Annotated in this window: 23 protein-coding genes and 1 other annotated feature; of the genes, 14 read left to right on the top strand and 9 right to left on the bottom strand. The window is 54.4% G+C overall.

What is annotated here, in order from left to right:
- The first annotated feature begins 17 nt into the window (after positions 1 to 17).
- Positions 18 to 611: a nucleotide exchange factor GrpE gene (gene grpE / locus B3X29_RS15035; RefSeq protein WP_139156362.1), complete on the top strand. Its 594-nt coding sequence runs from the start codon at positions 18 to 20 to the stop codon at positions 609 to 611.
- Positions 612 to 664: 53 nt separating this feature from the next.
- On the opposite strand, the gene B3X29_RS15030 is transcribed toward grpE, so the two are convergent.
- Positions 665 to 1,951 (bottom strand): HlyC/CorC family transporter, encoded by a 1,287-nt coding sequence (locus B3X29_RS15030; RefSeq protein WP_159340353.1) that lies wholly within the window; start codon positions 1,949 to 1,951, stop codon positions 665 to 667.
- An 18-nt stretch (positions 1,952 to 1,969) separates the two neighbouring features.
- Entirely contained in the window at positions 1,970 to 2,761 is a 792-nt protein-coding gene (locus B3X29_RS15025; protein ID WP_103180787.1) for a cytochrome C assembly family protein, read from the bottom strand.
- Between the two features lie 166 nt (positions 2,762 to 2,927).
- Here B3X29_RS15025 and ffh point away from each other — a divergent pair, with 166 nt between their 5' ends.
- From ffh to B3X29_RS14990, 7 genes are all read left to right on the top strand, one after another.
- A complete protein-coding gene (gene ffh / locus B3X29_RS15020; RefSeq protein WP_103180786.1) occupies positions 2,928 to 4,289 on the top strand; it encodes a signal recognition particle protein in 1,362 nt (453 codons plus the stop codon).
- A gap of 252 nt (positions 4,290 to 4,541) precedes the next feature.
- Positions 4,542 to 4,790 (top strand): 30S ribosomal protein S16, encoded by a 249-nt coding sequence (gene rpsP, locus B3X29_RS15015; RefSeq protein ID WP_003863133.1) that lies wholly within the window; start codon positions 4,542 to 4,544, stop codon positions 4,788 to 4,790.
- 15 nt (positions 4,791 to 4,805) lie between these two features.
- Positions 4,806 to 5,345 (top strand): ribosome maturation factor RimM, encoded by a 540-nt coding sequence (rimM, locus tag B3X29_RS15010; protein WP_301564410.1) that lies wholly within the window; start codon positions 4,806 to 4,808, stop codon positions 5,343 to 5,345.
- Positions 5,346 to 5,375: 30 nt separating this feature from the next.
- The gene (gene trmD / locus B3X29_RS15005) at positions 5,376 to 6,143 is read left to right on the top strand and encodes a tRNA (guanosine(37)-N1)-methyltransferase TrmD (protein ID WP_103180784.1); all 768 of its coding nucleotides are present in this window, start codon (positions 5,376 to 5,378) and stop codon (positions 6,141 to 6,143) included.
- Between the two features lie 41 nt (positions 6,144 to 6,184).
- A complete protein-coding gene (gene rplS, locus B3X29_RS15000; protein WP_002914145.1) occupies positions 6,185 to 6,532 on the top strand; it encodes a 50S ribosomal protein L19 in 348 nt (115 codons plus the stop codon).
- A 130-nt stretch (positions 6,533 to 6,662) separates the two neighbouring features.
- On the top strand, positions 6,663 to 7,058 hold the full coding sequence (locus B3X29_RS14995) for a DUF2946 domain-containing protein (protein ID WP_290556459.1): 396 nt from the start codon (positions 6,663 to 6,665) through the stop codon (positions 7,056 to 7,058).
- Positions 7,059 to 7,111: 53 nt separating this feature from the next.
- A complete protein-coding gene (locus B3X29_RS14990) occupies positions 7,112 to 8,479 on the top strand; it encodes a PepSY-associated TM helix domain-containing protein (protein WP_159340317.1) in 1,368 nt (455 codons plus the stop codon).
- Here the strand turns inward: B3X29_RS14990 and dgcN are convergent.
- The 3 genes from dgcN to B3X29_RS14975 form a co-directional block, all read right to left on the bottom strand.
- Positions 8,463 to 9,683 (bottom strand): diguanylate cyclase DgcN, encoded by a 1,221-nt coding sequence (dgcN, locus tag B3X29_RS14985; RefSeq protein WP_156655046.1) that lies wholly within the window; start codon positions 9,681 to 9,683, stop codon positions 8,463 to 8,465. The two genes, B3X29_RS14990 and dgcN, sit on opposite strands and share 17 nt — an antisense overlap.
- Complete coding sequence (locus tag B3X29_RS14980) at positions 9,676 to 10,161, bottom strand: YfiR family protein (RefSeq protein WP_103180781.1); 486 nt, start codon at positions 10,159 to 10,161, stop codon at positions 9,676 to 9,678. The genes dgcN and B3X29_RS14980 overlap by 8 nt, the downstream gene beginning before the upstream one ends.
- Before the next feature lie 199 nt (positions 10,162 to 10,360).
- On the bottom strand, positions 10,361 to 10,735 hold the full coding sequence (locus B3X29_RS14975) for a DUF2799 domain-containing protein (protein WP_103180780.1): 375 nt from the start codon (positions 10,733 to 10,735) through the stop codon (positions 10,361 to 10,363).
- Between the two features lie 214 nt (positions 10,736 to 10,949).
- On the opposite strand from B3X29_RS14975, the gene aroF reads away from it, so the two are divergent.
- From aroF to B3X29_RS14960, 3 genes are read left to right on the top strand one after another with little or no spacing between them, the layout of a single operon-like run.
- Positions 10,950 to 12,020 carry a 3-deoxy-7-phosphoheptulonate synthase AroF gene (gene aroF / locus B3X29_RS14970; protein ID WP_103180779.1) on the top strand — a complete coding sequence of 357 codons (1,071 nt, stop codon included), beginning with the start codon at positions 10,950 to 10,952 and terminating at the stop codon, positions 12,018 to 12,020.
- A 10-nt stretch (positions 12,021 to 12,030) separates the two neighbouring features.
- Positions 12,031 to 13,152, top strand: a complete 1,122-nt coding sequence (tyrA, locus tag B3X29_RS14965) for a bifunctional chorismate mutase/prephenate dehydrogenase (RefSeq protein WP_103180778.1) — start codon at positions 12,031 to 12,033, stop codon at positions 13,150 to 13,152.
- A gap of 60 nt (positions 13,153 to 13,212) precedes the next feature.
- Positions 13,213 to 14,085: an SMP-30/gluconolactonase/LRE family protein gene (locus B3X29_RS14960; protein WP_103180777.1), complete on the top strand. Its 873-nt coding sequence runs from the start codon at positions 13,213 to 13,215 to the stop codon at positions 14,083 to 14,085.
- On the opposite strand, the gene pheA is transcribed toward B3X29_RS14960, so the two are convergent.
- From pheA to bamD, 4 genes are all read right to left on the bottom strand, one after another.
- A complete protein-coding gene (pheA, locus tag B3X29_RS14955) occupies positions 14,082 to 15,242 on the bottom strand; it encodes a bifunctional chorismate mutase/prephenate dehydratase (RefSeq protein WP_103180776.1) in 1,161 nt (386 codons plus the stop codon). The genes B3X29_RS14960 and pheA overlap by 4 nt on opposite strands.
- Positions 15,243 to 15,271: 29 nt before the next feature.
- Positions 15,272 to 15,397 (bottom strand) — a sequence feature (Phe leader region).
- Entirely contained in the window at positions 15,349 to 15,396 is a 48-nt protein-coding gene (locus B3X29_RS14950; RefSeq protein WP_193312005.1) for a hypothetical protein, read from the bottom strand. (Overlaps the previous feature by 48 nt.)
- A 103-nt stretch (positions 15,398 to 15,500) precedes the next feature.
- A complete protein-coding gene (gene raiA, locus B3X29_RS14945) occupies positions 15,501 to 15,842 on the bottom strand; it encodes a ribosome-associated translation inhibitor RaiA (protein ID WP_032613238.1) in 342 nt (113 codons plus the stop codon).
- Between the two features lie 272 nt (positions 15,843 to 16,114).
- On the bottom strand, positions 16,115 to 16,852 hold the full coding sequence (gene bamD, locus B3X29_RS14940; protein ID WP_103180775.1) for an outer membrane protein assembly factor BamD: 738 nt from the start codon (positions 16,850 to 16,852) through the stop codon (positions 16,115 to 16,117).
- A gap of 130 nt (positions 16,853 to 16,982) precedes the next feature.
- Between bamD and rluD the strand changes: the two genes are divergently transcribed.
- The 3 genes from rluD to clpB all read left to right on the top strand — a co-directional run bounded on the left by rluD (position 16,983) and on the right by clpB (position 21,394).
- On the top strand, positions 16,983 to 17,963 hold the full coding sequence (gene rluD, locus B3X29_RS14935) for a 23S rRNA pseudouridine(1911/1915/1917) synthase RluD (RefSeq protein WP_103180774.1): 981 nt from the start codon (positions 16,983 to 16,985) through the stop codon (positions 17,961 to 17,963).
- Entirely contained in the window at positions 17,960 to 18,691 is a 732-nt protein-coding gene (gene yfiH, locus B3X29_RS14930; protein ID WP_156655044.1) for a purine nucleoside phosphorylase YfiH, read from the top strand. Before rluD ends, yfiH begins: the two co-directional genes overlap by 4 nt.
- A gap of 129 nt (positions 18,692 to 18,820) precedes the next feature.
- A complete protein-coding gene (clpB, locus tag B3X29_RS14925) occupies positions 18,821 to 21,394 on the top strand; it encodes an ATP-dependent chaperone ClpB (protein ID WP_103180772.1) in 2,574 nt (857 codons plus the stop codon).
- Positions 21,395 to 21,848 lie beyond the last annotated feature (454 nt).

Raw genomic sequence — 21,848 nt, 5'->3', positions numbered from 1 at the left:
AAAACGCGGAGAAATTCATGAGTAGTAAAGAACAGAAAACGCCTGAGGGGCAAGCCCCGGAAGAAATTATCACGGAGCAGCACGAAGAGGTTGAGGCTGTAGAGGCTGAGGCTGGTGCTGAGCAGGTGGATCCGCGCGATGAAAAAATTGCGAATCTGGAAGCGCAGTTAGCTGAGGCCCAGAACCGCGAGCGCGATGGCATCCTGCGTATCAAAGCAGAAATGGAAAACCTGCGTCGCCGTACCGAGCTGGACGTTGAAAAAGCGCATAAATTTGCGCTGGAAAAATTCGTCAACGAACTGCTGCCGGTTATCGACAGCCTGGATCGCGCGCTGGAAGTAGCGGATAAAGCGAACCCGGATATGGCACCGATGGTTGAAGGGATTGAGCTGACGCTGAAATCCATGCTCGACGTAGTGAGGAAGTTCGGTGTGGAAGTGGTTGCCGATACCAACGTGCCGATGGATCCGAACGTGCATCAGGCCATTGCGATGGTGGAATCTGAGGACGTGGCTGCCGGCAACGTGCTGATGGTGATGCAGAAAGGCTATACCCTGAACGGTCGTACCATTCGCGCGGCGATGGTCTCCGTGGCGAAAGCAAAGGCGTAACTTGCCTCCCGTAGTGCCGGGTGGCGGCGTCGCCTCACCCGGCCTACAACATCTTACTCCGCGACGCTCTCCCGCAACGGTTTAACCGGCACGACTTTAACCTGCTTAATCATATTGTCCTGCACGTCCAGGATATCAATATCGTACTGACCAATCCGCACCCGCGTGCCTGCAGCCGGGATCTCCTCCAGCGCTTCCAGAATCATGCCGTTGATGGTTCGGGCTTCCTCTTCCGGCATCTGCCAGTTAAAGGCTTTATTGAGTTCACGGACGTTCGCGCTGCCGTCAATCAGCACTGAGCCATCGTTTTGCGGCGTGACCTCTTCGGCAAGGGTAGGGGACATGGAGGTGGTGAAGTCGCCAACAATCTCCTCCAGAATATCTTCCACCGTCACCAGGCCCTGAATATCGCCATACTCATCGACTACCAGACCCACTTTCTTTTTATTGCGCTGGAATTTAATCAGCTGGGTGCTGAGAGGAGTACCTTCCGGGATGTAGTAAATTTCATCCGCCGCACGCAGCATCACCTCTTTGGTAAACTCTTTTTTCTCGGTCATCAGACGATACGCTTCACGCACGCGCAGCATGCTGATGGTGTCGTCCAGCGAATCACGGTACAGCACGATGCGGCCATGCGGGGAATGGGTCAGCTGGCGAACAATCGCTTTCCAGTCGTTGTTAATGTCGATACCGACGATCTCATTGCGCGGCACCATGATGTCGTCCACGCTCACCTTCTCCAGATCCAGCACCGACAGCAGCATATCCTGATTGCGGCGGGAGATTTGCGAGCGTGACTCATGCACGATGGTGCGCAGTTCATCCTTGCTCAGCGCGCTGCTGACCACCCCATCCGCTTTGATACCAATCAGGCGCATCAGGATCCGGGTCACACCATTTAACAGCCAGACCAGCGGCATCATCAGAACGAGCATAGGCGACAGCAGGAAGCTGCTGGGATAAGCGACCTTCTCGGGATAGAGGGCTGCGATGGTCTTCGGTAACACTTCGGCAAAGACCAGCACCACAAAGGTCAGCACCCCGGTGGCGATAGCGACCCCGGCGTTGCCGTAGAGACGCATGCCGACAATGGTGCCCAGCGCGGAGGCGAGAATATTGACCAGGTTATTGCCGATAAGCACCAGGCTTATCAGGCGATCTGGCTTACGCAGCAGTTTTTCAACACGGCGAGCGGCGCGGTTACCCTGTTTGGCGCGATGACGTAACCGGTAGCGGTTGAGCGTCATCATGCCGGTCTCCGAGCCGGAGAAATAGGCGGAGATAACCACCATGACGATCAGGGTAACGATCAGCGTGGTAGTGGAGATGTGTTCCAGGGGGAACTCCTTTGTTACTTAGCCGGCAAATTGCTGGATGACGCGGCTACCAAAATAGGCAAGGGTCAGGAGGCCTGCACCCGCCACGTTAAACCAGACCACGCGGCGACCGCGCCAGCCTTCATGATAATGGCCCCATAACAGGACAATATAGACAAACCACGCGATGATGGAGAGCACGGCCTTGTCGATATTCTCCATGCTGAAGAGATTATGCATATAAAACAGGCCAGTGCTCAGGGTGAGCGTCAGCAATACTACGCCAACCTGAGTGATGTGGAACATCTTACGCTCAATGGTCATCAGCGGCGGCATCTCATTGCTGAAGACCAGCTTTTTATTTTTGAGCTGGTAGTCAATCCAGGCCAGCTGAAGCGCGTACAGCGCGGCAATAATCAGCGTGGCATAGGAGAACAGCGACAGGCCAATATGCACCATCATGCCCGGGGTGGTTTCAAGGTGGGTAATAAACTCGTTCGGCATGAAGGTGGCAAAGGCCAGATTGATCAGCGCGAAGGCGTAGACAATGGGCAGCAGCAGCCAGCCGCGGTTTTTCGAGGCCACGATAGTCATCACCGTACAGATCATCAGGCTGACCAGTGAGCCGACGTTAAGCAGGCTCAGGTTCTGCCCGCTGCCATCGCCCGGTAAAATGCGCGCTTCGAGCGCAAAAGCGTGGCTTATCAACGCGATGACCGCCGACAAAATAGCCATTCGCCGCCAGCCACTGTTTTTTTGTAACAGGCCAGGAATGATCAGCGCAAGGCTGACAGAGTACGCGACGAGGGCGATCAGAGCGAAAACAGGCATATAGGTGTCGACAGTTGTCCTGATAAGAAAGAGATGCAGTATAACGTTACGTGAGGCGTGCTCCAACCGTTGCATAACAACAAAGACGGCTTCATGTTATACTCCGGCAAAATTCTGTGTACGTGTCGCGCCAGCGACCTAACGTTTCTACCCCAGGCGAGAGACAATGTTTGATAATTTAACCGATCGTTTGTCGCGCACGCTGCGCAACATCAGCGGCCGTGGACGCCTTACCGAAGACAATATTAAAGAGACGCTGCGCGAAGTGCGTATGGCGCTGCTCGAAGCAGACGTCGCGCTGCCTGTCGTCCGTGATTTCATCAACCGCGTAAAAGAGAAAGCGGTTGGCCATGAAGTGAATAAGAGCCTGACCCCGGGTCAGGAGTTCGTCAAAATCGTGCGTAACGAACTGGTTGCGGCGATGGGCGAAGAGAACCAGAGCCTGAACCTGGCGGCGCAACCACCCGCAGTGGTGCTGATGGCGGGTCTGCAGGGGGCGGGTAAAACCACCAGCGTCGGTAAGCTGGGTAAATTCCTGCGCGAGAAGCACAAGAAGAAAGTGCTGGTCGTCTCTGCCGACGTTTATCGCCCGGCGGCGATCAAACAGCTGGAAACCCTGGCTGAACAGGTTGGCGTAGAGTTCTTCCCGTCCGATGTCGGACAGAAACCGATCGATATCGTTAACGCGGCGCTGAAAGAGGCGAAGCTGAAGTTCTTTGACGTGCTGCTGGTGGATACCGCCGGTCGTCTGCACGTTGACGAAGCGATGATGGACGAGATTAAACAGGTGCATGCCGCGATCAACCCGGTAGAAACCCTGTTTGTCGTTGACGCCATGACCGGTCAGGATGCGGCCAATACCGCAAAAGCCTTCAACGAAGCGCTGCCGTTAACCGGCGTGGTTCTGACCAAAGTGGACGGCGACGCCCGCGGCGGTGCGGCGCTCTCTATTCGTCATATCACCGGTAAGCCAATCAAGTTCCTCGGTGTCGGCGAAAAGACCGAAGCGCTGGAGCCGTTCCACCCGGACCGTATTGCCTCCCGTATCCTCGGCATGGGCGACGTGCTGTCGCTGATTGAAGATATCGAGAGCAAGGTTGACCGTGCCCAGGCCGAGAAGCTGGCCTCCAAGCTGAAAAAAGGCGACGGCTTCGATCTGACCGACTTCCTGGAGCAGCTGCGCCAGATGAAAAACATGGGCGGTATGGCGAGCCTGATGGGCAAGCTGCCGGGCATGGGGCAAATTCCGGATAACGTAAAAGCGCAGATGGACGACAAGGTCCTGGTGCGTATGGAGGCGATTATCAACTCCATGACGCTGAAAGAGCGCGCGAAGCCGGAAATCATCAAAGGCTCCCGTAAACGCCGTATCGCGGCGGGTTGTGGGATGCAGGTCCAGGACGTGAACCGTCTTCTGAAGCAGTTCGACGACATGCAGCGCATGATGAAGAAGATGAAGAAGGGCGGCATGGCCAAGATGATGCGCGGCATGAAAGGCATGATGCCCCCAGGATTCCCGGGTAGATAATATCGGGCTACCTTATTTGCCATTTTGACGCCGGGGTGTGCTCGCTATCCTCACGTACGCAAAGTACGCTCCGGTAGCTGCGCGCACGCCGACGCCAAACTGGCTGCACCGGTTACGCCCTGGCCTTGTGCAGTAAAAAACAGATGCTGATTGCATTTTCCCCAGAAATCAGTAAAATTTTCGGGCTTTTAATATGACACCGGGCTCCTTCCCTCGATGGGGCCCGGTGTTTTATTCACACAAGAGGATGTTATGGTAACTATTCGTTTAGCACGTCACGGCGCGAAAAAGCGTCCGTTCTACCAGGTTGTTGTCACCGACAGCCGTAATGCACGCAACGGTCGCTTCATCGAGCGTGTTGGTTTCTTCAACCCACTGGCCGCTGGCGCAGAAGAAGAAACCCGTCTGGATCTGGATCGTATCGCTCACTGGGTTGGCCAGGGCGCTACTGTTTCCGATCGCGTTGCTACGCTGATCAAAGCAGCAAACAAAGCAGCTTAATCTGTCACGGTGGTCATGATGAGCAAAAAAGCACCTGTTGAACCGATTGTATTGGGCAAAATGGGTTCTTGCTACGGTATCCGTGGTTGGCTCAGAGTGTTTTCCTCCACCGAAGACGCCGAAAGCATTTTTGACTATCAGCCCTGGTTTATCCAGAAGGCCGGTAAGTGGGAAGAGGTCGAGCTGGAAAGCTGGCGTCACCACAATCAGGACATCATCATCAAGCTGAAAGGCGTTGACGATCGTGATGCCGCGAATGCGCTGACTAATTGTGAAATTGTCGTCGATTCGTCGCAGTTGCCACAGCTGGAAGAGGGTGACTACTACTGGAAAGACCTTATGGGTTGCCAGGTAGTCACGACTGAAGGTTACGGTCTGGGGAAAGTCATCGATATGATGGAAACCGGATCCAATGACGTTCTCGTCATTAAGGCAAACCTGAAAGATGCGTTTGGTATCAAGGAGCGGCTGGTTCCGTTCCTCGATGGGCAGGTTATCAAGAAAGTCGATCTCGCTACTCGTACTATCGAAGTAGATTGGGATCCTGGTTTTTAAATTCTCCTGAAAACGGTAAAAGACGGCGCTATGTGGATTGGCATTATTAGCCTGTTTCCTGAAATGTTCCGCGCGATTACTGATTACGGGGTAACTGGCCGGGCAGTAAAAAATGGCCTGCTGAGCATCGAAAGCTGGAGTCCACGTGACTTCACGCATGACCGGCACCGTACCGTGGACGATCGTCCTTACGGCGGCGGACCGGGGATGCTCATGATGGTTCAACCCTTGCGGGATGCCATCGCAGCAGCAAAAGCCGCGGCAGGTGAAGGCGCAAAGGTGATTTATCTGTCACCTCAGGGACGCAAGCTTGATCAAGCGGGCGTCAGCGAACTGGCAACGAATCAGAAACTGATTCTGGTGTGTGGTCGCTACGAAGGGATAGATGAGCGCGTAATTCAAACCGAGATTGACGAAGAATGGTCTATCGGCGATTACGTTCTCAGCGGTGGTGAGTTACCGGCAATGACGCTGATTGACTCGGTTTCCCGGTTTATTCCGGGGGTTCTGGGCCATGAAGCTTCAGCAACAGAAGACTCTTTTGCTGATGGATTGCTGGACTGTCCACACTATACCCGTCCTGAAGTGTTAGAAGGGATGGAGGTACCGCCAGTATTACTGTCGGGAAACCATGCCGAGATTCGTCGCTGGCGCCTGAAGCAGTCGCTGGGCCGTACCTGGCTTAGAAGACCTGAACTTCTGGAAAACCTGGCTCTGACTGAAGAGCAAGCAAAGTTGCTGGCCGAGTTCAAAACTGAACACGCGCACCAGCAGCAGAAACATGATGGGATGGCCTGAGGCCCCCAAATATCAGTTTACCCAGGATAAGAGATTAAATTATGAGCAACATTATTAAGCAACTTGAACAAGAGCAGATGAAGCAGGACGTACCTTCCTTCCGTCCGGGTGATACCGTGGAAGTGAAAGTATGGGTTGTTGAAGGTTCCAAAAAACGTCTGCAGGCATTTGAGGGCGTGGTTATCGCTATCCGTAACCGCGGTCTGCACTCTGCATTCACTGTTCGTAAAATTTCCAACGGCGAAGGCGTTGAGCGTGTCTTCCAGACTCACTCTCCGGTAGTTGACAGCATTGCTGTTAAACGTCGTGGTGCTGTACGTAAAGCTAAACTGTACTACCTGCGTGAGCGTACTGGTAAGTCTGCTCGTATTAAAGAGCGTCTGAACTAAGATTCGCTTGTGCGACATCCTGTAAAAAGGGCTGGCCGAATGGCCGGCCCTTTTTTTATCTCTCTGTGCCCTGCGCATTAACTTCTTCGTCATAAATCGTTTACAATGCCCCTGCTCTAACGGAGGGTAAGTGACGACTCAACAGCATCAGACAAAATGGCAATGTATCGCGGCAGGTCTCGCGTTATTTGCGATCCTGATGATCGTCTTTGCGCCGCTGGTCTCTGTCTCGTTGCAAAAAGATCCCATGAGCGCGATGCCCGGCATGCACCATGACATGAGCATGATGGCAGAGCACCATGCCCCGCCCGAAAGCATGCCGGTTGACCATGCCGAAGCCTGCGGTTACTGCGTACTGTTGGCCCACGTGCCGGGTGTGATTCTGGCGCTGATGATGCTGCTGTGCGCGGTATTACTCAGGCAGCGCCTGACGCCGCCGCGCCCCTCTGTTCGCCACTGGCACTTCTTCCCCTGGCTCTGCCCCGATACCCGCGCACCGCCGCACCTGTCTGCTTATTCCATTTAAATAAAACGTACACCCTGGTGTACCGATAATCTATTGCCTGAAAAAGGGAAAGCATGACTACCTGCACTTCGCGCGCAGCCTGGGGCAACCTGCTGCGTCGTCTTCACTTCTATATTGGTCTGTTTGTCGGGCCGTTTATCTTCATCGCTGCGCTCTCGGGTACGCTCTATGTCGCTACGCCGCAGCTGGAAAATGCGCTTTATCATCATGCCCTGTTCAGCGAGACCGAGGGAGAAGCGCGTCCCCTTGCTGAACAGATCGCGGTCGCAGAAAAGGTCACCGGCGGAGGGCTACCTCTGCATGCGGTACGTCCGGGCCTGGTTGCAGGTGAGACCACCCGGGTGATGTATGCCGACCCGGCGCTGAACGCCTCTGAGAACCGGGCCATCTTTATCGACCCGGTCAGCCTGGCGGTGCGCGGCGATATGACCGTCTATGGCACCAGCGGTATCCTGCCGTTACGCCAGAAGATTGATTATCTGCATCGGTCATTACTGCTGGGCGATATCGGGCGTATCTATAGCGAGCTGGCCGCGTCATGGATGTGGATTGCTGCGCTGGGAGGGATCGCGCTGTGGTTCTATACCCGGCCAAAACGGCGCATCAATAACCGCTTCCAGAACCACCGTCGGCTGCACGTCTCCCTCGGCTGGTGTCTGCTGCTGGGCATGCTGTTGTTCTCGGCTACCGGCCTGACCTGGTCCCAGTGGGCGGGCGGCAACGTGGATAAACTGCGTGCGCAGCTGAACTGGCTCACGCCGCAGGTGAATACGCAACTGCACGGTCCGGCGGAGGTCGCCGATCCGCATGCCGATCATCATGGCCACCACATGTCGATGCCCATGCCGCAGATGAAGCCCGACCTGGCATTGTATGACGGCGTAATGAACGCGGCTTATGCAGCAGGTATTGATGCCACGAAGCTGGAGATTCGCCCGGCGAAAAGCGCTACCACGGCGTGGACGGTAACGGAGATCGATCGCGGCTGGCCGACGCAGGTGGATGCGGTGGCTGTTGACCCGGCGACCCTGACGGTGATCGATCGGACCCGCTTTGCGGATTTCCCGCTGATGGCCAAACTGACCCGCTGGGGTGTGGATTTCCATATGGGGGTGCTGTTTGGCCTGCCAAACCAGCTGGTGCTGATCGCTTTTGGCCTCGCGCTGTGTGTGATGATCGTCTGGGGATACCGGATGTGGTGGATGCGAAGACCCCGCCAGACGGCAACCAATCCGGCGCAGACGCTGTGTCAGAGCTGGCTGGCGTTGCCGCTGTGGGGGCGCGTGCTCTCTTTCGCTATCGCCTTTTTACTGGGGCTGGCGATGCCAGTAATGGGATGCAGCCTGGCGCTGTTCGTCATCATTGACTGGCTGCGCTGGCGCGGGACATCAGCGGCGTTGTCTTCTACGCGGAATTTCTAGGACGCTGATGCTTCACCAGATACATATTCCGGTCGGCTTGATCGAGCAACGCTTCAACGGAATGGTGTTCCCAGCTCAGCGCGAAGCCAATGCTGAGCGACATTCTGGTGCTGAGTCCGTTTTGCAGCTCATATGAGGGGCTGAACTGCTGCGTCAGCGCAGCGCAAAGGCGCAGAACCTCGTACTCCGAGTGGACGCCATACAGAATGATGGCAAATTCATCCCCGCCCAGACGATAGGGCTGATGACGCCCGCCGCTGAATTCGACCATGCGGCGGGCCACTTCAATCAGCACATCGTCGCCCGCGGCGTGCCCCCAGGTATCGTTAATCAGCTTGAAGTCATCGCAATCCAGGAAGAGCAGGGCGGCGTTAGCCCGCGAGGAGGCGTCACTCATCAGGGCCGAGATGCGGGTACGAAAAGCGGCCCGATTCGCCAGCCCGGTGAGCGGGTCGTGCATGGCAGTGCGCAGCAGCTGGGCATTTTTCGCCTGTAGTTTGCGCTGCCACTCCTCCATTTCATCCAGCAGGCTGTTGAAGTCCTGACCGAAACGATGAAATTCATCAATACGCTCCTCTGGCACCCGGCGGGAGAAATTCCGGTTCGTACGGACATCATGCACCACCTCGGTAATGTTTTGCAGGGCGGTGACCACGCCATTGTGCAGGGTGCGGGTTATCGCTAACGCCACCAGGGAGGCAAACAGGATGCAACCGGTTAACACGGCCAGAGACGTCCAGAGAAAGTGACTAATAAGGCTGTCACGTGCGGTAAGGCGTAATTCACCAATCGGCAGGTTGTTGTGCCAGACGCGCTGTCTGATGGGCTGGGGGAATAACCACTGGCTGACCAGTTGACTCAGGGGATCCGCCTGCACGTCTGGCTCCATTGACCACGCCGCAAAAGGGTTATCGTGGCGGTCCAGCAATATTGCTGACGAAAATTGCCCCTGTTTGCCGAGTGTGGCCAGCGCTTCGTGAGCGGCGGCGGTATCATTAAAGACCAGCGTCGCCTCCAGGCTGCGACTTACCGTGGCGCTGGTTAATTCAAGGTTTCGTTGCGCGTACTGTTTCAGTGTGAATACCGAAGCAATAGACAATAATAACCAGACCAGCGTCATGGTAATGAGAACACTAATTATACTGATGCGCCTGAGGGTTCTTTTGAACGTTGGACGCGGCGCTGATGTAAATTCCTTATTCATGCTTTGTATTCCATGCAAGCATTAACACATCAGGACTAACCCGGACTCCGCTGCGCGACAGCACATTCATATTGACGGAAAATCTGACCTGTCTATCGTCTATTATCAGGCAAAAAGCGCTGCCTGTGAGACACTGCGAATTTTGCTCCGCAATGAGGAGTAACGGTCTGGCATTAAATGCTGTGCTTAATTCAAGTTGGGCGTGGGGAGGCTCACTGCCAAAATAGAGCGCATGGCATCCTGCACTCAGTGCCTCTTGATCGCTATGGATAATGACGGGGATATAGGGCAGCGTGTCCGGGCCATCGATACTGAGCGCCTCAACGTAGCGGGAAGAGGCAAAAATGCACAGGGTTGGCTGGCCAGAGAGGGTGGGCCAGCGGGTATAACTGACGATCCCGGAGACAATTGAACGTACCGATTTATCCGTTCTGGATAATGTTCCGCCAATAGCGTGTCCGCAGGATATTAACAGCATCACTACCAGCGCTACCCGACAACCGGAAATGAGAAAATAGTTACCCACCAGAATCCGCCATACCACTCTGGGAATATTAGCCCTTTAGTTTTGCCGCAATAATACCATTTTTTACCCGGATCGTCATTACGTAGCGCTGATATTAAGGAGCTTAAGTAAAATCCTGGCTCCTTAATTTAAAAAGGAGCTATCGAGGTTATTAATTCAAACGGCTGGCTTTTGTACCTTCATCCATACCCTGCTGCCAGGCGGTGCGGAGCTGAGTGGCGTTTTCAGCGGTATCACAGCTGGCGGGGAATATTCGACCGGCTAATCCCCAGGCGTAAACAAAATTTTCCTGGCATATTTTCTTTTGTCCCTCTTTATATCCTTTGAGATAGGCCGGGCGGTCCACCTTAGGGTCATTAAAATTAGCGGCAAGCGTTTCACGGGATTTTACGGCCACGCCGTCCATCGCGTCTTCTTTCCCCGCACCATACCAGTCGGTGCCGGTCCAGTGAGGCTGATGAGTGTAAGGATCAATCTGACAAGCGGTTAATAGCAGACCCAAAAGCGGGATAACGGTCAGGCGCATAAGGCATTCTCCTTTTTCCATTGAGCATAGCCTGGCGATAAGAATCTATTCTGTAATTTTTACGTTACACCTTAATCAGGTATTTTTTGCTTGAAAAGAGGTGTTGTAAACTATTATTTACGCATTTTGGATTGAAATCTTTACTTGATGTGATATCGTTGGGCTTCCTCAGTGAGGAAACCACTATCGCAAACGAGCTTCCAGGACCGCAATCATGCAAAAAGACGCGCTGAATAACGTACATATTACTGATGAACATGTTTTGATTACTCCGGATCAACTGAAAGCGGAATTTCCGCTGAGCGTTGAGCAGGAGGCGCAAATCGCGCACTCCCGCAAGACCATTTCCGACATCATCGCCGGGCGCGATCCGCGTCTGCTGGTGGTATGTGGTCCGTGCTCTATTCATGATCCTGAAGCTGCCATCGAATATGCCCATCGTTTTAAAGCTCTGGCCGAGGAGGTCAGCGATAGCCTCTACCTGGTCATGCGCGTCTATTTTGAAAAACCTCGTACCACTGTCGGCTGGAAAGGGTTGATTAACGATCCGCACATGGATGGCTCGTTTGATGTGGAAGCCGGTCTGAAGATTGCGCGTAATCTTCTGGTGGAGCTGGTGAACATGGGGCTGCCGCTGGCGACAGAAGCGCTGGATCCGAACAGCCCACAATACCTGGGCGATCTCTTTAGCTGGTCGGCAATCGGGGCGCGTACGACCGAGTCTCAGACGCACCGTGAAATGGCTTCTGGCCTCTCCATGCCGGTCGGTTTCAAAAATGGAACAGACGGCAGCCTGGCCACAGCCATCAACGCTATGCGTGCCGCTGCCATGCCGCACCGTTTTGTCGGCATCAACCAGGCGGGCCAGGTTTGCCTGCTGCAGACCCAGGGCAACCCGGACGGACACGTTATCCTGCGCGGCGGCAAAGCGCCTAACTACAGCCCGGCAGATGTGGCGCAGTGTGAAAAAGAGATGGAACAGGCAGGACTGCGCCCGGCGCTGATGGTAGATTGCAGTCATGGTAATTCCAATAAAGATTACCGTCGTCAGCCTGCGGTGGCGGAATCCGTCGTCGCGCAGATCAAAGATGGCAACCGTTCGATTATTGGCCTGATGATTGAAAGCCACATCCATGAAGGCAATCAGTCATCTGAGCAGCCGCGCAGCACCATGAAATACGGGGTATCTGTTACGGATGCCTGCATCAGCTGGGAAACCACCGATGCGCTGCTGCGTGAGATCCACAAAGATTTGAACGGCCAGCTGGCGACGCGTCTGGCTTAAGAGGTTTGTTATGGTTGCTGAATTGACCGCCCTGCGCGATCAAATTGATGAGGTAGATAAGGCGCTACTGGATTTGCTGGCGCGCCGCATGGCGCTGGTCGCCGAGGTAGGTGAAGTCAAAAGTAAATATGGCTTGCCGATTTACGTGCCGGAGCGCGAAGCCTCCATGCTGGCCTCCCGGCGCAAAGAGGCGCAGGCGCTGGGCGTCTCGCCGGACCTGATAGAAGATGTACTGCGCCGGGTGATGCGCGAGTCGTATTCCAGCGAAAACGACAAGGGATTTAAAACCCTTTGTCCGACGCTGCGCCCGGTGGTCATTGTCGGTGGCGGCGGGCAGATGGGGCGTCTCTTCGAGAAGATGCTCACGCTCTCAGGCTACCAGGTCCGCATCCTTGAAAAAGAGGACTGGACCCGGGCGCAGGCGATGGTGGCCGATGCGGGTATGGTCATTGTCAGCGTACCGATCCACATCACCGAAGAGATTATTGCCCGACTGCCACCGCTGCCGGATGACTGTATTCTGGTCGATCTCGCCTCGGTAAAAAATGGTCCATTGCAGGCGATGCTTGCCGCACACCGTGGTCCGGTGCTGGGGCTGCACCCGATGTTCGGCCCGGACAGCGGCAGTCTGGCGAAGCAGGTAGTCGTCTATTGTGATGGCCGCCAGCCAGAAGCGTACCAGTGGTTCCTGGAGCAGATTCAGGTATGGGGCGCACGACTGCACCGGATCAGTGCCGTCGAGCATGACCAGAACATGGCCTTTATCCAGGCGCTGCGTCACTTCGCAACCTTCGCGTATGGCCTGCACCTGGCGGAAGAGAACGTTCAGCTTGAGCAGCTGCTGTCGCTGTCGTCTCCTATCTATCGTCTTGAACTGGCGATGGTCGGACGACTGTTTGCCCAGGATCCGCAGCTCTATGCGGATATCATTATGTCCTCGGGCAATAACCTGGCGCTGATCAAACGTTACTACCAGCGTTTTGGTGAGGCGATTACGCTGCTGGAGCAGGGCGATAAGCAGGCCTTTATCGACAGCTTCCGCAAGGTCGAGCACTGGTTTGGCGATTACGCCCAGCGTTTCCAGAGCGAGAGCCGCATTTTGCTCCGACAGGCGAATGACAGTCGCCAGTAATCTGATGATGTATATACTGAAAGCCAGCACTGCTGGCTTTTTTTATTTTGGGGAACTGTCATGGCTGAACCACGCGTTTTGTTTGACTATACGGGGCACTTACCAGAGTGCCCCACCTGGAGCGAAGCAGAAAGCGCGCTCTACTGGGCGGATATTCTGGAAGGCGAGATCCACCGCTACCATCTGCCGACGGGTGAACACAGCGTTTTATCCTTCCATGAAGAGGTGGGGTGCTTCGCGCTGCGTCAGGATGGGGGCTTTATTGTCGCCATGCGCACGGGCATCTGGCTGGCGGATAAGCATGGGCTGCTACAACGAAAAGTTTGTGATAATCCGTCGAACCCGCAGCTGGCACGCTTTAATGACGGGGGAACCGATCATTTCGGCCGCTTTTACGCGGGCACATTCTGGGCTCCGGGGGACTATAACGGCGCCTTGCTGATGCGTATCGATAACGACCTGACGCCGGAGGTGATCCAGTGTGATATCCACGGCCATAACGGGCTGGCCTTTAGCGATGACCGGCGCTGGATGTACACCTCAGACACGCCCAATGCGGTGATCTACCGTACGCCGCTGGATGAGCAGGGCGAACCGGGTAAACGGGAAGTCTTTCGCCGGTTCCAGCCGGGGGAGGGGATCCCGGACGGCGCGGCGGTGGATGTGGAGGGCTGTTACTGGAGCGCGCTGTTTGACGGCTGGCGGATCGCCCGTTTTTCACCGCAGGGCGAACAGCTGGAAGAGTACCGGTTGCCGGTGCGCTGTCCGACAATGGTCTGTTTTGGGGGCGATGATATGCAGACGCTGTTTATTACCACCACCCGTGAGAACATGGACGCACAGGAGGTGGCGGCATATCCTCTTTCCGGCGCCATTTTCACCCTGCCCGTCAGCGTGGCAGGAGTGAAAAAAGGCCCATTTATCGCGCGTTAAGCCGGATCGACCGGGACGACGTTTTCGCTCGGATAGCATCCCAGCACCTTCATGGAGCGGGTGATCTCACCCAGTTCACGCAGGGCTTTCTGCAGGGACGCAGACTCCAGGTTGGCCTGGATATCGAGATAGAACATCTCTTCCCACGGGTTGCCATGAATAGGGCGCGATTCCAGTTTGGTCATAATCAGATTGTGATTGCGCAGTACCAGCAGAGCCTCAACCAGCGCGCCGGCCTGCTGGCCCGTCGCCATCAGCAGGGTGGTTTTGGCCGGCACCTGATCGGAGACGTTGATTGCTTTACGCGCCAGCACGATGAAACGGGTGATGTTTTGCGTCTGGTTGGCCAGGTTGCGCTCCAGCACCTGTAAGCCATACAGCGCCCCGCCCGCTTCGCTGCCGAGCGCGGCAACGGTGGGGGAGTTGGCCTGTGCGACCTTCTCCATCGCGGCTGACGTGCTTTCGGTATATTCAATTTTCCAGCCCGGATAGCGGTTCAGGAACTGGCTGCACTGCTGGAAAGGTTGTGGGTGGCTGTAGACCGTCTCGATCTTGTCGAGGTCAGTCGTTCCGGAAACCAGTACGCAGTGGTCAATCGGGATCGTCATCTCGCCGACCAGCGACAGCGTAGTGTGCTGGAGCAGATCGTAAACGTCGTTGATGGCACCGGAACTGGTGTTCTCAATCGGCACGACAGCGTAATCTGCCTGGCCGGTTTCTACCTGATTGAAAATATCGGCGAACTTCGCGCAGCCGCTCTCAATAAACTCTTCGAAGTGACGGGCAGCATACTGACGTGCAGCGAGGTGGGAATAGGACCCTTTTGGTCCCAGGAAGGCAATACGCGCCGAGTGCGGATTAGTTTTGTTCAGATGCTGCTGCAGCAACGCCTGCTGGGTGAGAACGGAATCTTCGATAATCAGCTGGAACAGACGGGTAATGTAGTGCGCATCCAGATGGTGCGTTTTACCAAGGTTAATCAGGCGTTCCAGCAGGTCGCGCTCCCGATCGATATCGCGTACCGGACGATGTGAAGCCAGCTTTGCTTTTCCGACCTCAACGGCCAGCGCACGGCGTTCGGCCAGTAGTGAAAGCAATTTTTCATCCAGAGCGCTGATCTTATCTCGCAGATCTAGTAACGGGTTTTCCGGTGTCATAGCGTTGCCTTTGTCATTTATCGTTATCAATAAAAAAGGCCCCCCGGTGTGGGAGGCCTTATTGTTCGTCTTCGCATTCTTTATCACACGACGAAACGCCTCCCAATCAGGGGAAGGTAAAAAAGAATGCGAAGAAAAACGGTTTAATGGTCATGGAAAATTCCTTCAGAAGACAGACTTAAAGTACCCGTACTGTTTTCACCCTGTCAATAAAAAACGCGCCCGAAGGCGCGTTGGCGATAGACTCAATGTAAAGGATTACTCATCTTCAACTTCTTCTGCGAAGCTGGCGTCTTTCACCGATGTTGTGGCGCGACGGGCTTCACCTTTGTGTTGCACTTTATTGAGCTGCCGTTCCAGCTTGTTAATCAAATCGTTGATGGCGGTGTACATATCCTCATGTTTCGCGCTGGCGACCAGATGGCCGTTTGGAGTATTGATAGTTGCGTCAGCGATGAAACCCTGTGGCTCCTTAGAGAGAATGATATGTGGGTTAATCAAGTGTGTTTGCCATTTATCCAGTTTGGCGAGACGGTCTGCGACGTGCTGGCGGATTGCCGGAGTAATTTCCATTTGTTTACTGGTAATGTTCATTGTCATAAATTTTACCTCTTGTCTTTCCCGTCTTGGTGAGTCCAGCATACCGTTCCTAATGTCAAAATGTGTGATGTAAATCACATTTTTATGTCACTTTTTGTCAACGGATTCTTTTTGTGAGGCAGGACAGGAACACGTAACATTTACCTTGTCGAAGCGACAAATTGCGGCCATAGTTGATAGGATTCGTGCAGGCTAAACCGGTTCAGCTTGATGCGGAAATGGATAAAAAAAACGGCAGCCCTGAGGCTGCCGTTTTGCATTCTACTGGACGATCAGGAGCTGCTGCTGTTCGCGGCGATGATCTTCGCCACTTTGTCAGCCTGGGAGGTCATCTGCAGCTGGCGATAGGCGTTTTCCATCAGCTTCAGGCCATCACGCGTTGCCTGAGTATCCGGATAATCACGCAGCATGCCTTCGACGCGGTTCACGACGGCAACGTATGCACCACGACGGGTATAGTATTCCGCCACAGAGTATTCGTATTTCGCCAGACGGTCTTTCAGGAACACCAGACGTTTGCTGGCATCCGTTACGTACTGGCTGTTCGGGTAGCCGCGAACCAGTTTAGAGAAGTCATTAAACGCATCGCGGGCGTGCTGCGGGTCGCGGTCGGAGCGATCCACACCAAAGAAGCCCTGCAGCGCGCTGTCATCCAGCGCCATATTGGTCAGGCCGCGCATATACATCACGTAGTCAATATTCGGATGGGTCGGATTCAGACGCATGAAGCGATCAATCGTCGCCTGGGCCAGTGGCAGATCGGCATTTTTATAGTAGGCGTAGATCAGATCCAACTGTACCTGCTGGGAGTACGGGCCAAATGGATAGCGATTATCCAGCGCTTCCAGTTGCGTTATCGCCTGTTTCCAGTTACCGTCCTGCAGCTTTTGCTGAGCAGTCGCATAGATTTCATTCGGCGGATTGTCAGGGACCTGTTCATTCGAACCGGAGCAGCCTACCAAAGCCAGGCTCAACGTGGCCGCTGCCACCAGATATTTCATGCGCGTCATGACGTTTTGACTTTCCTCAAATGTTTGTCCGGGAGAATCTCTTTCCTGCTCCCGATTAAGACCAGCTACAATAGCACACTATATTAAACGGCAAAGCCGTAAAACCCAACGTTAAACGAAGAAGCAGTCTATGGCACAACGAGTAGAACTCACCGCAACAGTCTCCGAAAAACAGCTCGGACAACGCTTAGATCAGGCTTTGGCCGAAATGTTCCCTGATTATTCGCGTTCACGCATAAAAGAATGGATTCTTGACCAGCGCGTGCTGGTAAATGGCAAGATCTGGGACAAGCCAAAAGAGAAAGTGTTGGGTGGGGAAGTGGTCGCCATCAATGCTGATATCGAAGAAGAAGTCCGTTTTGAGCCTCAGGATATCCCGCTGAATATCGTCTATGAAGATGACGACATCCTGGTTATTAACAAGCCGCGCGATCTGGTTGTACACCCTGGCGCAGGTAACCCTGACGGCACTGTACTGAACGCCCTGCTGCACTACTATCCTCCTATTGTGGACGTACCGCGTGCGGGGATCGTTCACCGTCTGGATAAAGACACCACCGGCCTGATGGTCGTTGCCAAGACCATTCCGGCGCAGACGCGTCTGGTGGAGTCCCTGCAGCTGCGTGAAATCACCCGTGAATACGAAGCGGTTGCTATTGGGCATATGACCTCCGGTGGCACGGTAGAGCAGCCTATCAGTCGCCATCCGACCAAGCGTACCCACATGTCCGTTCACCCGATGGGTAAACCGGCCGTCACGCACTACCGCATTATGGAGCATTTCCGCATTCATACGCGTCTGCGTCTGCGTCTGGAAACGGGCCGTACGCACCAGATCCGTGTGCATATGTCCCATATCACCCATCCGCTGGTGGGCGATCAGCTGTACGGTGGTCGTCCGCGTCCACCGAAAGGGGCGTCTGACGAATTTATCGCGATGCTGCGTAAATTCGACCGCCAGGCCCTGCACGCAACCATGCTACGTCTCTACCATCCGATCACCGGCATTGAGATGGAATGGCATGCGCCAATTCCACAGGATATGGTGGATCTTATCGACGCGATGCGTGCCGATTTTGAAGAACATAAGGATGACGTGGACTGGTTATGACCAAACTGATTGTCCCGGAGTGGCCTGCGCCAGAAGGTGTGGCGGCCTGCAGTTCAACCCGTATCGGCGGCGTGAGTGAGGGGGCCTGGGAATCATTGAACCTGGGCGCTCACTGTGGCGATAACCTCGATCACGTTGAAGAGAATCGTAAGCGGTTGTTTGCGGCAGGCAAGTTGCCGTCAAAACCGGTCTGGCTTGAACAGGTACATGGTACCGCTGTGCTTCGTCTCACCGGTGAACCGTATGCCTCGAAACGTGCCGATGCGTCTTACAGCAATACTCCGGGCACGGTTTGTGCCGTCATGACTGCTGACTGTCTGCCGGTGCTTTTCTGCAACCGTGCGGGCACAGAAGTGGCCGCCGCCCATGCCGGTTGGCGCGGATTGTGCGCCGGCGTACTGGAAGAGACCGTCGCCTGTTTTGCCGACGGCGCGGATAACATCATCGCCTGGCTTGGCCCGGCCATTGGCCCACAGGCTTTTGAAGTGGGGCCGGAGGTGCGTGACGCTTTTATGGCGCACGATCCGCAGGCGCAGAGCGCTTTTCTTCCGGCCGGGGATAAGTATATGGCGGACATTTACCAGCTTGCCCGCCAGCGCCTGACCCGCGTCGGTATCAGCCAGATCTACGGCGGCGATCGCTGCACCTTCACCGAAAACGATGATTTCTTTTCCTATCGCCGCGACAAGACTACCGGGCGTATGGCAAGTTTCATTTGGCTGATATAACCTATAGAATCAAGACGATCCGGTACGCGCCGTTTTCTTTTCGCATAATTCAGGTCATTCACCTTGAATAATTGAGGGATGACCTCATTTAATCTCCAGTAGCAATTTTGACCTGTTATGGGAGGAGTTATGCGTCTGGATCGTCTTACTAATAAATTCCAGCTTGCTCTCGCCGATGCCCAGTCTCTCGCACTGGGGCACGACAATCAGTTTATCGAACCTCTTCATTTAATGAGCGCCTTACTGAATCAGGAAGGGGGATCGGTACGTCCTTTATTGACATCTGCCGGCATTAATGCGGGCCAGTTACGCACAGCCATCGATCAGGCGCTGAGCCGTTTACCGCAGGTAGAGGGCACAGGCGGAGATGTTCAGCCGTCTCAGGATCTGGTTCGCGTATTAAACCTGTGCGACAAACTGGCGCAGAAACGCGGCGACAACTTTATTTCGTCAGAGCTCTTTGTTCTGGCGGCGCTTGAATCACGTGGCACCTTGACCGACCTGCTGAAAACAGCTGGCGCAACTACCGCCAATGTGACGCAGGCGATTGCACAAATGCGCGGAGGTGAGAGCGTGAACGATCAGGGTGCTGAAGATCAGCGTCAGGCATTGAAAAAATATACGGTCGACCTGACTGAGCGTGCGGAACAGGGCAAGCTTGACCCGGTCATTGGCCGTGACGAAGAGATCCGCCGTACCATTCAGGTTCTGCAGCGCCGTACCAAAAATAACCCGGTGCTGATTGGTGAACCGGGCGTCGGTAAAACGGCTATTGTGGAAGGGCTTGCCCAGCGTATCGTCAATGGTGAAGTGCCGGAGGGTCTGAAAGGCCGCCGTGTACTGGCACTGGATATGGGCGCGCTGGTGGCCGGGGCCAAATACCGCGGCGAATTTGAAGAACGCTTAAAAGGCGTGCTCAACGATCTGGCGAAACAGGAAGGCAACGTCATTCTGTTTATCGACGAACTGCACACGATGGTGGGAGCAGGTAAAGCCGATGGTGCCATGGATGCCGGGAACATGCTGAAACCCGCTCTTGCTCGCGGCGAGCTGCACTGCGTGGGCGCCACCACGCTTGATGAGTATCGTCAGTACATTGAAAAAGATGCTGCTCTGGAACGTCGATTCCAGAAAGTGTTTGTGGCTGAACCGTCAGTGGAAGATACCATCGCGATCCTGCGTGGCCTGAAAGAGCGCTATGAGCTGCACCACCATGTGCAGATTACTGACCCGGCCATCGTGGCGGCTGCTACCTTGTCGCATCGCTATATTGCTGACCGACAGCTGCCTGACAAAGCGATCGACCTTATCGACGAAGCGGCCTCCAGTATTCGTATGCAGATTGACTCCAAGCCAGAAGAGCTGGACCGACTCGATCGCCGGATCATTCAGCTCAAGCTTGAGCAGCAGGCGCTGAAAAAAGAGTCTGATGAAGCGAGTAAAAAGCGTCTGGATATGCTTAATGAAGAGCTGGATGATAAAGAGCGCCAGTATTCTGAGTTAGAAGAAGAGTGGAAAGCCGAGAAAGCTTCCCTGTCTGGCACTCAAACAATCAAAGCTGAGCTTGAACAGGCAAAAATTGCCATTGAGCAGGCTCGTCGTGTGGGCGATCTGGCGCGCATGTCTGAACTGCAGTACGGCAAAATTCCTGAGCTGGAAAAACAGCTTCAGATGGCGACGCAATCGGAAGGTAAAACGATGCGTCTGTTACGTAATAAAGTGACGGATGCGGAAATTGCTGAAGTGCTTGCTCGCTGGACCGGGATTCCGGTGGCGCGCATGCTTGAAGGCGAACGTGAAAAACTGCTGCGTATGGAACAGGATCTCCATAATCGTGTGATTGGGCAGAACGAGGCGGTTGAAGCGGTATCGAATGCTATCCGTCGTAGTCGCGCAGGGCTTTCCGATCCGAATCGCCCGATTGGTTCGTTCCTGTTCCTGGGGCCAACCGGCGTCGGTAAAACCGAACTGTGCAAAGCGCTGGCTAACTTTATGTTCGACAGTGACGATGCGATGGTGCGTATCGATATGTCCGAGTTTATGGAAAAACACTCCGTTTCACGTCTGGTCGGTGCGCCTCCTGGTTATGTTGGTTATGAAGAAGGCGGTTACCTGACGGAAGCAGTGCGCCGTCGTCCTTATTCCGTCATCCTGCTGGATGAGGTGGAAAAAGCGCATCCGGATGTGTTCAACATTCTGCTACAGGTACTGGATGATGGTCGTCTGACGGACGGGCAGGGGAGAACGGTCGACTTCCGTAATACGGTTGTCATCATGACTTCGAACCTGGGTTCTGATTTGATTCAGGAACGTTTCGGTGAACTGGACTACAGCCATATGAAGGACCTGGTGCTCGGGGTGGTGAGCCATAACTTCCGTCCTGAGTTCATCAACCGTATTGATGAAGTGGTGGTCTTCCATCCTCTGGGTGAGAAACACATTGCCTCGATTGCGCAGATTCAGCTGCAGCGTCTCTATAAACGTCTGGAAGAGCGTGGGTATGAAATTCACATTTCCGACGATGCGCTGAAGCTGCTGAGCGAGAATGGTTACGATCCGGTATACGGTGCGCGTCCATTAAAACGTGCTATCCAGCAGCAGATCGAAAACCCGCTGGCACAGCAGATCCTCTCTGGGGAGCTGATTCCGGGCAAAGTTATCCGTCTGGAAGCTAACGACGATCGCATTGTGGCAGTGCAGTAAATCACAAAACGCAAAAACGAGCCCCCGGAGGGCTCGTTTTTGTTTAAAAACCAGGCAAAAATAGAGATCCAAATGCGGAGTTGCCTGGAAAGTGAGCGGTCGATAAATAATTTTCACTTTATACTTGCCAGCTCCGAAGAACTGCCTATAATGCGCCTCCACTGACACGGAACAACGGCAAGCAAGCCGCCGAATCAGCAGAGAAAAGCGCGAAATAATCGCTTGACTCTGAAGCGGGAAAGCGTAGTATGCACAACCCGCGCCGCAGCGAAAAACGAAGCGGCACTGCCCTTAAACAATTTATCAGACTATCGGGGTGGGCACGCAAAGCGACATGGATTCTTAACGTCCTCGGACGTAAAATGAATACCAAGTCTCTGAGTGAACACGTAATTCATTACGAAGTTTAATTCACGATCATCAAACTTACATCGAAGAGTTTGACCATGGTTCA

This window comes from Leclercia sp. UBA5076 (genome assembly GCF_002416465.1).
Taxonomy (GTDB): Bacteria; Pseudomonadota; Gammaproteobacteria; order Enterobacterales; family Enterobacteriaceae; genus Enterobacter.
The sequence above is the reverse complement of the archived record's forward strand: the minus strand, read 5'-3'. Positions and strand labels throughout refer to the sequence as shown.